The 13,914-nt window shown below is 69.3% G+C and carries 10 protein-coding genes; 3 read left to right on the top strand and 7 right to left on the bottom strand.

Going from position 1 to position 13,914, the window contains the following annotated elements; genetic code table 11:
* Positions 1-20: 20 nt before the first annotated feature.
* From FKV25_RS12165 to FKV25_RS12150, 4 genes are all read right to left on the bottom strand, one after another.
* Positions 21-836, bottom strand: coding sequence for a L,D-transpeptidase family protein (locus FKV25_RS12165; protein ID WP_141519065.1), 816 nt, complete (start codon positions 834-836; stop codon positions 21-23).
* On the bottom strand, positions 811-1,725 hold the full coding sequence (locus tag FKV25_RS12160) for a MurR/RpiR family transcriptional regulator (protein WP_141519064.1): 915 nt from the start codon (positions 1,723-1,725) through the stop codon (positions 811-813). The genes FKV25_RS12165 and FKV25_RS12160 overlap by 26 nt, the downstream gene beginning before the upstream one ends.
* A complete protein-coding gene (locus tag FKV25_RS12155) occupies positions 1,722-2,819 on the bottom strand; it encodes a dipeptide epimerase (protein ID WP_141519063.1) in 1,098 nt (365 codons plus the stop codon). Before FKV25_RS12155 ends, FKV25_RS12160 begins: the two co-directional genes overlap by 4 nt.
* A gap of 88 nt (positions 2,820-2,907) precedes the next feature.
* The gene (locus tag FKV25_RS12150; RefSeq protein ID WP_246072074.1) at positions 2,908-4,335 is read right to left on the bottom strand and encodes a C40 family peptidase; all 1,428 of its coding nucleotides are present in this window, start codon (positions 4,333-4,335) and stop codon (positions 2,908-2,910) included.
* 210 nt (positions 4,336-4,545) lie between these two features.
* Between FKV25_RS12150 and FKV25_RS12145 the strand changes: the two genes are divergently transcribed.
* The 3 genes from FKV25_RS12145 to FKV25_RS12135 are packed head-to-tail and all read left to right on the top strand — an operon-like array spanning position 4,546 to position 10,781.
* Positions 4,546-6,048 carry a transglutaminase-like domain-containing protein gene (locus tag FKV25_RS12145; RefSeq protein WP_141519062.1) on the top strand — a complete coding sequence of 501 codons (1,503 nt, stop codon included), beginning with the start codon at positions 4,546-4,548 and terminating at the stop codon, positions 6,046-6,048.
* Between the two features lie 48 nt (positions 6,049-6,096).
* A complete protein-coding gene (locus tag FKV25_RS12140; RefSeq protein ID WP_141519061.1) occupies positions 6,097-9,132 on the top strand; it encodes a TonB-dependent receptor in 3,036 nt (1,011 codons plus the stop codon).
* Positions 9,120-10,781: a serine hydrolase gene (locus tag FKV25_RS12135; protein WP_141519060.1), complete on the top strand. Its 1,662-nt coding sequence runs from the start codon at positions 9,120-9,122 to the stop codon at positions 10,779-10,781. Before FKV25_RS12140 ends, FKV25_RS12135 begins: the two co-directional genes overlap by 13 nt.
* Before the next feature lie 9 nt (positions 10,782-10,790).
* On the opposite strand, the gene dinB is transcribed toward FKV25_RS12135, so the two are convergent.
* The 3 genes from dinB to FKV25_RS12120 all read right to left on the bottom strand — a co-directional run bounded on the left by dinB (position 10,791) and on the right by FKV25_RS12120 (position 13,874).
* On the bottom strand, positions 10,791-11,915 hold the full coding sequence (gene dinB, locus FKV25_RS12130) for a DNA polymerase IV (protein WP_141519059.1): 1,125 nt from the start codon (positions 11,913-11,915) through the stop codon (positions 10,791-10,793).
* A gap of 92 nt (positions 11,916-12,007) precedes the next feature.
* A complete protein-coding gene (locus FKV25_RS12125) occupies positions 12,008-12,361 on the bottom strand; it encodes a hypothetical protein (RefSeq protein ID WP_141519058.1) in 354 nt (117 codons plus the stop codon).
* Positions 12,362-12,470: 109 nt separating this feature from the next.
* Complete coding sequence (locus tag FKV25_RS12120) at positions 12,471-13,874, bottom strand: GntP family permease (RefSeq protein WP_141519057.1); 1,404 nt, start codon at positions 13,872-13,874, stop codon at positions 12,471-12,473.
* Positions 13,875-13,914 lie beyond the last annotated feature (40 nt).

Raw genomic sequence — 13,914 nt, 5'->3', positions numbered from 1 at the left:
CGACGGTCGGGCGAAGGGGCTCAGTCATTCGGGGGGTCCTTGGCGGCAGGCGGGTTGGACGTCGGGACGGGTGGCAGCACGGGCAGGTGCCAGGGCGCCTGCAGCCGAGCGTAAGCAGCTTCGGGCAGCAGCACAAACACCGGCTGCGCCGCCGGGTCCAGCCAGTCGAGCAGGGCGGCCACGCGTTCGGGCGGCATCGCGGTGCAGCCTGCGGTGGCGACGTCCGCCGCCTTCCACACGTGCGCGAAGATGCAACTGCCCGCCGGGCTGCGGTTGCCCGGATTGTGGTCGATCACGAAACCCTGCGCGTAGCGTTGGTCGCCATCGGCGTGCAGGTCCCGGCGCATCGGTTCGGTCGAGCCCTTGACCGCCGCCGCGCCGACTTCTTCGGTGTTGACGATGCGGTTGTAGAGCGGCGAGCCGGGCACGTCGATGCAGTAGTCGCCCGCCTGCATGGACCGGTAGGGCAGCGCGGTACGCGCATCGGCGGCATAACCGAACGCGTCGCCGATGCCGAAGATGCCGGCGGGGCTGCGCCCGTCGCCTTCACGCTTGCGCGTTCCGGGCTGGTCCGGGTGCAGGCCCAGGCCCCATGCGCTGCCGGCGCGACCGATGCGCACCGGCTCGGACGCGGCGACGGGGCGCCAGCCCGCGCCGTGCTTCTCGAAGCGCTGCATGCGCCCGCCATCGGCGTCCCAGTCGGGGGTGGTGACGACCACCATCTGCCGGGCCTGCGTCCAGGGCGTGGCGGCGTGGGCCGTGCCCATGGCCGCCACGAGCAGGGCAGTGGCGACGAGGGCGGCGGGCCTCTCAGGGATCGAGCATCTTCTGGACATGCTCCGCGCTGCTCCTGTAGTGGTCGAGGTAGTCGTCCGAATGTTGGCACACCAGCACGATCACCAGGTCGAGCATGTGCTGCAGCGCGGCCTGGTAGAGCAGGGGTTCGACGTGGGCGTCGTCGTCGTGCGCGGACACCAGCAGCGCCGCGTCGGCATGCGCGCGCAACGGGTTGGCGCCGTGCCGGGTGACCGAGACGGTCTTGCCGCGGCGCGCGCGGAACTGCCGGCTGATATGGCACAGCTCGGGTTGGCGGCCATGTTCTGAGAACACGACCAGCACGTCGCCGGGGCCCGCCGTGCTGACGCTGGCGGCCATCAGCACCGGATCGGCGTGTTCGACCGTGGCGATGCCGATCAGCGACAGGCGCAGGCCCAGGCCGCGCGCGTGGATGCCGTCCTGGCCGAGCCCGCAGATGAAGACGCGGTCGGCGCCGACGATGGCCTGCACGATCCGGTCGATCTGTTCGAGCGGGTTGAGCAGGCGGGTCTCCTGTTCGGCGCGGGCCTTGCCGCGCCACAGCGATTCGGCGAGTGCCACGTGAGGCGCGAGGTCGCGCGTCGACGTGGGGCGCGCGGCGATGCCGGCGGTCTCGCGCGCGAGCGCTTCGCCGATGCAGAACTTCAGGTCGGGGTAGCCCTTGAACCCCAGCTTCTGGCTGAACTTGACCACGCTGGACTGGCTGATCCCCAGCGCACTGGCCAGTTGCTGCGAGGAGTAGTCGCGCAACAGGTGGGCGTTGTCGAGCAGGAAGTCGGCGATCCGCCGTTCGATCGCGGACATGCGGTCGCGCTCGGCCCGTACCCTGAGCAGCGGCGAAGCCTCCGCGCCGGCGGCGCCCGCCTCGGTGGGGGCTGGGTCCTGCGGGGGCGGGCCGCCACGCGTCATTCGGGCAGCATCTCCAGCCCGCGGACCTCGCGGATCCCCAGGCCGGGTGCATCCACGATCGATATTTCCGACTCGTTGAACTGTACGCCGCCGTCGACCGGGTCATGGCGGCAAAGCGAAGGACCGTCGAGATCGACCTTGGTGATCGCGTCGGCCTTGGCCACCGCCAGGTGGACCGCGGCGGCGACACTGATGCTGGTCTCGATCATGCAGCCGATCATGCACTCCACGCCGTACAGCGAGGCGATGTCGGCGATGCGGATGGCATTCGACAGGCCGCCGGTCTTCATCAGCTTGATGTTGATGATGTCGGCGGCGTGCATCTTGATCAGGTCGATCACCTCGGTCGGGCCGAACACGCTTTCGTCGGCCATCACCGGCGTGTGGACGCGGTCGGTCACGTACTTCAGGCCGCGGATGTCATGCGCCTTGACCGGCTGCTCCAGCAGTTCCAGCGCCACGCCGGCGTCCTCGAGCGCCTGCATCGCGAACACCGCCTGCTTTGCGGTCCAGCCCTGGTTGGCGTCCAGTCGGAGCAGGGCGCGGCCCTCGACCGCGGCATGGACGGCCTTGACCCGCTCGATGTCCAGGCCGATGTCCTTGCCGACCTTGATCTTCAGCGACTCGAAGCCGCGATCGACCGCGGCCACCGAGTCGGCGACCATCTTGTCGATGTAGTCGACGCTGATGGTGATGTCGGTGGTGATGACCGGATCGCCACCGCCGAGCAGGCGGTAGAGCGGCGCATCGTAGAGCTGCCCGAACAGGTCGTAGAGCGCGATTTCCACCGCGGCCTTGGCGCTGAAGTTCCGTTCCAGCGCGGTCTGCACCAGGCGCGTGTTGCGGTTGAGGTCGGCGATATCCGCGCCCAGCAGGCGCGGACGGATGTAGCGCCGGATGGCCTCGACGATCGAGCCGTGCGTATCGCCGGTGATGACCGCGGTCGCGGCGGCCTCGCCATGGCCGACATGGCCGGTGTCGGTGCGCACCAGGACGATGATGTCCTCGACGGTGTCGACGGTGCGCAGGGCGGTCTTGAACGGCGTCTTCAGCGGGACGCGCAGCAGGCCGACCTGGATGTCGGTGATCTTCATCGGGCTTCCTCGTGGCGGCCATCCGGGGCAGCGGGGTCGCGGCGGCCGGACCGGTGCGCGAAGGGTGCGGTATCCGCCTGTCCGGGCCTCATGGGCGGATCTTCTGGATGCTGTAGATGCGGTCGACGAGGCTGGCGTCCTCGCCCGACTGCAGGGGCTCGAGCGGCGTCACCGAGACACCGTTGAGCACGATCCGTCGCAGTCCGCCGTCGTCGTCGCGGACACTGATCCCGGTCACGTCGTGGATCACGTACGGCGCGCCTTCGTACTGGCCGATCACCATCATCACGTGGCCCGGGACATAGACCAGGTCGCCGACCTGCAGCTGGCGCAGGACCGCGAGCCGCGAGGCGCGGTCGTCGCCCTCGTCGAAACGGACCGTGTTGAAGACCGGGCTCACGCCCTGCGCGCTGGTGTTGCGTGGCAGCTGGATGCCGAAGGCGCGGTAGACCTCGGATACGAAGCCGCTGCAGTCCCGGGCATCGTAGGCATGGCCCCAACCGTAGCGTTCGCCGAGGAACTTGAAGCCCTGTTCGATGACGCCCGCCGGCGTCAGCGGCAGGTAGGCGGTGGCGACGTCCTGGCTTCGCGGCAGCAGCGCGGGCGCGAAGCGCAGCGCGCCGTCGTCGTCGCGGACGGGCAGTTCGACCACGTGGCCGGTGTACGCCGCCTGGCCATTGACCGGCGTGGCCGGCGGCCAGTCCGCCAGCAGCGGCACGCGCACGCCCATGTCCAGTTGCAGGTCGGACACCCGGGGCGCTTCCGGCGTATGCACGGTGCGTGCGGTGGCGCCCGTGACCACGACGTAGGGCGTCCTGCGGCCGTAGCCGAGCACGTCCCCGCGCGTGCCGCTGGCGACCGCGGACTTGCGGATCCAGGCGGCGTAGCGGGGACTCACCGCGAACCACCATTCCCCGTCCCGGCTCTCGTGCAGGATCGCCAGGGGCGTGCCGGGGAACAGGGCGGTTTCCTGGAAGCGGTCGATGTCGGTGTCGCCCGGGGCGCTGAATACCCGGACGTCGGTGGGGAAGGTGCGCATGTCGGCGCGATGCACCACCAGGCCCCAGCGGGTACCGACCGTGTCGGGCAGGCGGTCCAGGCCGAGGCCGGGTTCGAGCGCATCCACGTCCTGGAACGGCAAGCCGCCGGCAACGAACAGGGAACGCGTGGGGGGCGAGGACAGGCCCTTCACAAGTGCTTCGACGTCCGCGCGCGGCATCGACACGGGGAAGCGCTCGAGGTCGTGCATCGAGCCGTCTTCGGCGAACAGGCGCGCATTGAGGCGGTCGATGGCGTTCGCGTCGAGCACCACGCCGTCGGGTGCGTCCAGGCGCGAGGTCCAGAAGTCCGGTGAGAGCTGGGCGTCCTGGACGCCGGGCACGCCCGTCCCCGGGGTCGCGGGCGGCCGCGCCGCCGCGGCGGTCGTCGCCAGCAGGCCGAATCCAGCCAGGAGGGCGAGCAGGACGCCCAGGCCGGCGTGGGCGCGGCGGGGCGTGCGGGACAGGAGCATCGGCATGGCAACACGCATCTTCGGCATCCCCGTTTGATCGGTCCAGCGCCCGTCCGACCGCTGGTTCGGCAGCGCCCGCAATCCCGGCTTCGCACCGGGGTCTCGGGCCTTGAGAATACTTATTTCGATGAAAGTATCAATTCGGAATAAATTATTGACCACCATCCCGTCTGCGTGTTACATCGATGTCATCTCCAGCCGGCCGGGGGCCGCGTCATGGCGAACGACCCAAGCACACCTGTCGAGACCCTGGCCGGCCTGCGCATGCAGGCCCGGCGGCTGGGGTGCGTGGCGCTGCTGGGCTGGAGCCTGATGGTGCCCGCCCGCCCGGGTCCTCCCGATACCGTACGTGAAGTCGTCGCCCGGGTCGACGCAGGGCGCTTTGCGGACGCCGAGCGCCGCATCGCCGAGGCCCTGGCCGATGACGCCACCCCGGCCGAGGCTCGCCGTGCGCTGGCGTTCGAGCGCGAGCGCATGCGACGCATCCTGCTGGATTTCCCGCTCGACGAGCCGGCCACGCTCGAGCGTCTGCGCAAGGAGATCCCGGACCTGTCGAGCGGCGAGTTCGCCGCCTGGTCGGCCTCCGGCGCCCTGGAGCACCTCGACATCGATGGCCGGCCCCGCTACTTCGCGCGCGCCGTTCCCAACCTGTTCCGGGTGAACGCGGAAGCCGCGATGCGTCGACGGGAAACACCCGCGCCGCGGATGGGGCCGATGGAAACGCTGGGCCCGCACCACGTCGAGGTGCGCGACGCCGCGCTGGCGATGGGCCGGCCCGGCGTGGCGCCGCGACGCATCCGGGTGGAGCAGTCCCTGGTCGTGGAGGCCGACGCGGTGCCGGCCGGAGAGACGCTCAGGGCCTGGATTCCCTATCCGCGCGCGATCCCGGGCCAGCAGGACGACATCCGCCTGCTCGGCAGCGAGCCCGGCCGCCCGGTCGTGGCGCCGGAGTCGGCGCTGCAGCGCACGGTGTACCTGGAAAAGCAGGCCGTGGCCGGCGTGCCGACCGAATTCTCGGTGAGCTACGAACTGACCGTGCGCGGCCAGTACCACGCCATCGATCCCGCGCGCGTCAGCCGCGTGACGCTACCGCCGGAGCTGCTTGAGTTCACCGCCGAGCGCCCGCCGCACATCGTGTTCACCGACGCCCTGCGGCGCTTCTCGAAGCAGGTCGTGGGCGACGAGGAGAATCCGGCGCGCATCGCGCGCAGGCTGTTCGCCGCGGTCGACAGGATCCCCTGGGCCTCGGCGCGGGAATATTCGACGATCTCCAACATAAGCGAGCACGCGCTGCGCACCGGCCACGCCGACTGCGGGCAACAGACCCTGCTGCTGATGGCCCTGCTTCGCCTCAACGGCATCCCCACCCGATGGCAGTCGGGCATGGTCTATTCCGACGGCGACTACGACAACCTGCACGACTGGGGCTGGCTCTACCTGGCGCCCTACGGCTGGGTGCCGATGGACGTGACCACCGGCCTGCTCGACAGCCCGGACGAGGGCCTGCGCGATTTCTACCTCGGCGGTTTGGACGCCTATCGCATCGCCTTCAACGACGAATATTCGCGGGAGTTCTTCCCGCCCAAGGAGCATTTCCGGTCGGAGACCGTGGATTCGCAGCGCGGCGAAGTGGAGTGGCCGGGGGGCAACCTCTACTTCGACCAGTGGGACTACCGCTTCTCGGCGCGGGTCCTGTCGGGCAACGCCACCGCGCACTAACAGGGACGTTACCTACCTCAACCACAGCAACCAGTTCGGGGGATACACATGTACGGCACGGCATTGCGGAAGAGTGCGTTATTCGTGGCGATGGGGATCGGCCTGGCGTCGATGGCGCCGGGGATCGTCCACGCCCAGAACGTGAACGGCGCCATCGCAGGCCGCGCGAACGCCGGGGACCGGATCACCGTCACCAATACCGAGACGGGGCTCTCGCGCTCGGTCGCCGCCGGCGCCGACGGCAGCTACCGGCTGTCGCAGCTGCCGGTGGGCAGCTACTCGCTGCAGGTCAGCCGCGACGGCCAGCCCCTGGGCGAACCGGTCGAAGTCGGCGTGTCGCTGGGCAACGCGACCACCATCAACCTCGGCAGCGACGGCGTGGTCAGCCTTTCGGCGGTCCAGGTCATCGGTTCCCGAGTGATCTCGCCAGTCGACGTCACCTCGACCGAATCGGCCACCAACATCACTGCCGAGGAGATCGAACGCCTGCCGGTGGAGCGCGACGTCGCGTCGGTGGCCCTGCTGGCACCGGGCGTGGCGGGAGGCAGCGCGGGCTTCGGCGGCATCTCCTTCGGCGGCTCCTCCGTCGCCGAGAACGCCTTCTACATCAATGGCCTCAACGTCACCGACTTCTACAACCGCGTCGGCTTCTCGCAGGCGCCGTTCGACTTCTACCAGGAGTTCCAGGTCAAGACCGGCGGCTACTCCGTCGAGTACGGGCGCACCACTGGCGGCGTCGTGAACGCGATCGCCAAGTCGGGCAGCAACGACTTCCACTATGGCGCCAAGCTGGTCCTGGAACCGCGCGACTGGCAGTCCTCGGCGCGCGACAGCTACCTCGATGGCGACCGCTACCTCACGCGCAGCAAGGACAGTTCGGACCTGGCCACCCTCAATGCCTGGGCGTCGGGCCCGATCATGAAGGACCGCCTGTTCTTCTTCGCCATGTACGAAGCGCGCGACGTCAAGCCCGAGAGCACCAGCAACGCCGGCACCAGCTTCACCCGCGGCGACTCGGACAACGGTTTCTGGGCGACGACGCTGGACTGGCAGCTCACCGACAACAACCTGCTCAGCCTGATGGCGTTCTCGAACGACAACCGTGTCGACAACACCACCTACGCCTACGACTTCGATGCAGGCGCGCGCGGCGACAAGCTCAGCGAGGCCTATTCCGAATCCGGCGGCGACAACTGGGCGCTGACCTGGACGTCGCATTTCACCGACACCCTGTCGATGAAGCTCATGCACGGCCGCAACGAGCGCAACAGCGTGGCCGCCTCGCCCAACGACGGCGACTGCAACTACGTGACCGCCGGTGCCGGCGTGGTCGATCCGGGCGTGCCGCTGGGCTGTACAAACAACGCCACCATCTACGACCGCAACGACCAGCGCGAGCAGACCCGCGCGGACTTCGAGTGGGCGCTGGGCGACCATCTGCTGCGCTTCGGGCTGGACCGCGAGACCAACACCTCCGACCTCAGCCAGGACTATGCCGGTCCCGGTGGCATCCAGTACAACGTGTACTCGACCACCCCCGGCGCACAGATCTCCGGCGCCGGCATCGTGCCGCCGGGCTACTTCGCGTACGTCCGCGCGCGCCGCTATTCCATCTTCGGCGAGTTCGAGAGCCGCAACGAAGCCTTCTACCTCGAGGACAACTGGTCGGTCACCGACAACGTGGTCCTGAACCTCGGCATCCGCAACGAGACCTTCGACAACCGCGACGCGGAGGGACGTACCTACATCGAGATGGACGACATGTGGGCCCCGCGCGCCGGCTTCGCCTGGGACATGAAGGGCGATGGCACCACCAAGCTGTTCGGCAACGTGGGCCGCTACTTCCTGCCCGTCGCCAACGTCATCAACATCAAGCAGGGTGGGGCACTGCTCGATGAGCGCACGTACTACGGCTTCGACGGCTGGGACATCCAGGAGCGGGACGGCGTGCAGTACGCGGTTCCGATCCTCGGCACCCAGTTCGGCTTCGACAACAGCCAGGGCGACGGCACGGTCGGTGACCTGCGTGCCGAGGTCGACGCGGACATGGATCCCGTCTACCAGGACGAACTGATCCTGGGCTTCCAGCAGCAGATCAACTCGACGTGGTCCTGGGGCGTGCGCGGCACCTACCGCAAGCTCCACAACGCCATCGACGACATCAACCTGACCGCCACCCATTGCGGGCGCATCGCCAGCCGCTGGGTGATGGCCAACCCGGGCGAGGACGTGACGGTCTGGGGCGACACCGACTGCGACGGCGTCGACGACGGCTACCTGACCGTCGATACCTCGAAGATGGGCTATTGGACCGAGTCCGACAACTACGCGTTCGTCAACGGCGAATGGGAATACGTGGACTCGACCCCGACCGGGCAGCGCGGCTGGGTCAAGCCCCGGCGCACGTACAAGGCGCTGGAGTTCCAGGTCGACCGCGCATGGGATGGCAAGTGGGCCTTCAACGCTGCGTACACCCTGTCCTGGAACGAGGGCAACGCCGAGGGCCCGGTCAATACCGACACCAACTTCGGCGACACCGGGCGCACCGAGAACTTCGACGATCCCTTCGTCAACTACCGGGGCGACGGACCGCTGGCGAACGACCACCGCCACCAGATCAAGCTCCGCGGCAGCTATGCGTTCAACGACAACTGGAGCGTGGGCGCCACGCTGGACGCGCGTTCGGGCGGGCCGATCACGGCCTTCGGCGTGGGCAATCCCTACAACTGGAAGAGCTACCACAGCTACTTCATCTGCGTAGAAAACTGCACGCCACCGGAGGGCGCCCAGGAGGGTGATACCTGGAGCACGGCCGACCGCGTGTTCGAGCACTCCCCGCGTGGCGGCGAGGGCAACATGCCCTGGATCATCGACGTGGGAATGAGCCTGGGCTACGAGCGGGCGTTCTCGTTCGGCACCTTCGAAGCACGGCTTTCGGTCTACAACCTGTTCAACCGGCAGGAGCCTGTGTGGGTCTACCAGGACCTCGAGCCGGGCGTGGGCGACCGCGACGAGTACTTCGGCAAGGAGCGCTTCCTGCAATCGCCGCGCTATGGCCAGCTGACGCTCGCATGGCGCTACTGAGCCAGCCGGACGCGCGCGCGCCGCTGGCGCGGGCGCGGGAAGCGAGGGTGAAGGGGGGCGGCATTGCCGGTCCCCGACCCTCGCGCCGGCTGCCAGGTTTCGTCCTGTCGGTGGCGGTCGCGTGCGCGCCTGCAGTGGTGCTCGCGCAGTCGCCCGCGGGGGCCCGCGACCCGGCTGCCCTCGACCGGATCTTCGAGCAGGCCATGGCGCGCTACGCGCTGCCGGGCATGGCAATGGGCGTGATCGAGGACGGCGAGGTCGCCTGGGTGCGCACGGGCGGCGAGACCGTCGCCGGCTCGGGCGAGCCGGTGCTGCCCGCCACGCTCTTCAAGATCGCCTCCAACAGCAAGGCCATGACCGCCTCGCTGCTGGCGCGCCAGGTCGATGCCGGCCTGCTGGCCTGGGACGATCCAGTCGTCCGCCACCTGCCGTCGTTCCGTATGCATGACCCGTGGGTCACGCGGGAAATGCAGGTGCGCGACCTGCTGGTGCACAACTCCGGCCTGCCGGAGGGCGCCGGCGACCTGATGCTGTGGCCCGAACCCAACCGTTTCGGCCGCGAGGACATCATCGCCGGCCTGGCCCACCTGAAGCCCGAACGCAGCTTCCGGTCGGGCTACGCCTACGACAACCTGATGTACGTGGTGGCCGGGGAAGTCGCCGCCGCGGTCGGCGGCGAGGCCTACGAGGTGCTGCTGCGGCGGGAGGTCTTCGAGCCGCTCGGCCTGGATTCATGCCGCGTCGGCGAATGGAGTCGTGCCGCGGCGGGCAGCGTCGCCCAGCCGCACATGCGGACCGACACGGGCAACATCGCCATCCGCACCGACGGCGACACGGTGCCGGCCATCACCTCGGCCGCCGCCGGTGGCATCCGCTGCAGCCTGGACGACATGTTGGCATGGGCCCTGAACTGGCTCGCCCCGACGCCCGCGCAGCGCGAGTGGTTGTCGGAGCGGCAACGGGGCGAGATGTGGGCCGCGCACACGCCGCTGCCGGTGTCGGCGCGCAACCGCGAATGGGACGACACGCATGTCCGTGCCTACGGTTATGGCTGGCGCCTGGCTGACGTCGACGGCGAATGGACCGTGTCGCATACCGGCACCTTGTCGGGCATGTACTCGGTGCTGATGCTGTTGCCGGACCGGAAGTCCGGCTTCGTGGTGATGATCAACGGCGAGGGCAGCGCCGCGCGGACGGTGCTGACCGCCGCGCTGCTCAAGTACTTCACCCGTCCAGGGTCGGACGCGGACGTGAACGCCTTCGCCGCGCGCCTGGAAAGCGAGCGCACCGCGCCTTCGGCGTCCCGGGTGCCGGATACCACTTCGCGCCGGCCGATCGAGGCCACCTTCCCGGGCGTGCGGCTGGGGCGGTACCGCGACCCCTGGTTCGGCGAGGTGTCGGTCTGTGCCATGGAGGACGGCGTACGCTTCCAATCGGTGATGTCGCCACTGCTGTCGGGACGGGTGATGCGGGTGGGTGAGCGCGCCCTGGTGGACTGGGACGACGACACCGTCGACCTGGAAGCATGGATGGATTTCCACGACGATGGCGCGGGCACGCGCATGACGATGGCCAAGCTCGATCCCGACGGCGACTTCAGCTCGGACTACGAGGACCTGGACTTCCGGCGCATCGCCGACTGCGAATAGGGCCCGGCGTCACGCGTCGCCCGGGTCGCGTGCCTCGAACAGATCGATCTGGGCGGTTTCGCCCTCACCGTCGACGAAGCCCGAGAGGCCGACCCCGACCAGGCGGTAAAGCGTCTCCCGGGGCAGGTCCACGCGCTGCCGCAGCTCGCAGGCGACCTCGGCCAGTCCCTGCGCGTCCGCGGGCAACGCCGGCAGCGTCAGGCTGCGGGTGAGGATGCGGAAGTCGGCGGTCTTGAGCTTCAGCACCACGGTGCGGGCCAGGCGCTGCGGATCGCGCGCGCGTTCGCGCTGGTAGCCGGCCCAGGTCTTCTCGGCCAGGCGCTGGATATGGGGCGCCAGCGACGACAGCGGCAGGTCCTCGGGGAAGGTGTCCTCCGAGGACACCTGCATGGTCGGGCGTTCGGGTTGCACGGGGTTGTCGTCCACGCCCATCGACAGGCGGTGCAGGCGCGCACCCCAGCGGCCGAACGTCCGTTCCAGCTCGGCCTGGCCGAGTCCGCGCAGGTCGCCCACCGTGGCGATGCCCAGGCGCGCCAGGCGGCGCTCGGTGACCTGGCCGACGCCGGGGAGCCGCCCGACCGGCAAGGGCTGCAGGAAGGCATCGACGTCGCGCGGGCGCAGCACGAGCTGGCCGTCGGGCTTGCGCCAGTCCGAGGCGATCTTCGCCAGGAACTTGTTCGGCGCGATGCCCGCCGAGGCGGTCAGGCCGGTCTCCTCGCGGATCGCGGCGCGGATGGCCTCGGCGGTGGCCGTCGCCGAGGGCATCCCGGTCTTGGTCTCGGTGACGTCGAGATACGCCTCGTCCAGGGACAGGGGCTCGATGAGGTCGGTATGGCGGGCGAAGATCGCCCGGATCTGCCGCGAAACGGCCTTGTAGCGCGGGAAGTCGGGCGGCACGAACACCGCATGTGGACACAGCCGCTCCGCCCGCACCGCGGGCATCGCCGAGCGCACGCCGAAGCGTCGCGCCTCGTAGCTGGCGGCGCACACCACCGAGCGCGCGCCGCGCCAGGCCACCACGACCGGTTGCCCCTTCAGTTCGGGCGCATCGCGCTGTTCCACCGATGCGTAGAACGCATCCATGTCGACATGGACGATCTTGCGGAGCGGGGCAGCGGACACGGGCGACGGCATCGGGATTCGGTGGAACGATACCGCGTCCTGCTGACAGCGGGCGTCAGCAGGGTGTGCGGGCGCGCCTGCCCGGGGCGCCCGCGAAGGCGGACTCAGGGGTGGTAGTCCGGGTCGGGGGGTTGGGCCGGGGCCATCGCCACGACCGGGGGCGTGGTCGGCGTGCTCCAGTTGACCACGTCCTCGATCCAGGCGTTGCCGGCAAACCGGTCCCAGCGCGCCAGGTTGGCGTTCCAGGCGTAGTGGACGTGGGCGCGGACCGTGATCGGAGGGAGCTGCGGGACGGGCACGTTCGCCCACTGCATCGTCAGGGTGTACTGGTAGCCGCGCTGAGCCCAGGCATCCTGCGGGACCTGGGCGAAGATCGGGTTGGGGTCATGGGGCGGCGGATTGCCCAGCAGGGCGGTGGCGGCGCCGATCCTGCGCTGCTGCGGAGGCACGTAGGCCATGGGGATACCTCGATGGTCGGGAAGGGGTGAGTGAAGCCGTGCGGCGCGACCCGCGATGCGGCTACCCCAGTTCCAACGTCGGCCCTACCGTCCCGTGAAGCCCGCGGCCTCAGACCAGGCCGGTCGCGTAGAACACCCCGATGATGAAGAACACCGCCAGCGTCTTGATGATCGTGATCGCGAAGACATCCTTGTAGGCCTGCCGGTGGGTGAGGCCGGTGACCGCCAGCAGGGTGATCACCGCGCCGTTGTGGGGCAGGGTGTCCATGCCGCCCGACGCCATCGCCGCGACCCGGTGCAACACCTCCATGGGGATGCCGGCGGCATTGGCGTTGGCGATGAAGGTATCGGCCATCGCCGCCAGGGCGATGCTCATGCCGCCCGAGGCCGAGCCGGTGATGCCGGCGAGCGCGGTGACCGTCACCGCTTCGTTGACCAGCGGGTTGGGGATCGAGCCCAGGGCGTTGGCCACGATGAGGAAGCCGGGCAGGGCGGCGATCACCGCACCGAAGCCGTATTCCGACGCGGTGTTCATGGAGGCGAGCAGGGCACCGCCGACGGCGCTCTTGCTGCCCTCGGCGAAGCGCGCGGTGACCGGCTTCCAGGCGAGCGCGATGACCGAAAGGATGCCAACGAGGAGCGCCGCCTCGACCGCCCAGATCGCGGCGATCTTCGAGACCTCCTGCACCACGGGCGCGGCGTCGCCGACCACCGCCGGGTCGAAACTGTGGGTCTGGCCATACACGCGCGGGATCCAGAGCGTGAACAGCTTGTTGGACACGCCCACCAGCACCAGTGGCAGGATCGCCAGCCAGGGGTTGGCGAGGCGGTCGTCGGTGAAGGGCGCGGGTTCGTTGACCAGGCTCGCCGGGTCGCCGTAGCCCTCGCCGGCACGGGCGGCCTTGCGACGGCGCGATTCCAGGTAGGCCATGCCGAGGACGAGGATGAAGATGCCGCCCAGCGTGCCCAGGACCGGCGCGGCCCAGGAGTTGGTCCCGAAGAATGCGGTGGGGATGATGTTCTGGATCTGCGGCGTCCCGGGCAGCGCATCCATGGTGAAGGTGAAGGCACCCAGCGCGATCGTGCCCGGGATCAGGCGCTTGGGGATGTCGCTCTGGCGGAACAGCTCGGCCGCGAACGGATAGACGGCGAACACCACCACGAACAGCGAGACGCCGCCGTAGGTGAGCAGGGCGCAGACCACGACGATCGACAGCATCGCGCGCTGGGCCCCGAGCAGCCTGATCGTCGCGGCGACGATCGACTTCGAGAACCCCGACAGCTCGATCAGCTTGCCGAAGATGGCCCCCAGCAGGAACACCGGGAAATAGAGCTTGATGAAGCCGACCATCTTGTCCATGAACAGGCCGGTGAACATGGGCGCGACCAGGCCGGGGTCGGTCAGCAGCACGGCGCCCAGTGCGGCGATGGGCGCGAACAGGATCACGCTGTAGCCGCGATAAGCGACGAACATCAGGAAGCACAGCGCCCCCAGTACGATCAGAAACTCCATTCCTTGCTCCCCGGCGCCCCGGCGGGCCCTCGACAGTCCG

Origin of the sequence: Marilutibacter aestuarii (assembly GCF_006546775.1) — a bacterium.
GTDB lineage: Bacteria > Pseudomonadota > Gammaproteobacteria > Xanthomonadales > Xanthomonadaceae > Marilutibacter > Marilutibacter aestuarii.
Note: the sequence above shows the minus strand (reverse complement) of the source record. Positions and strands in the feature narration are given on the sequence as shown.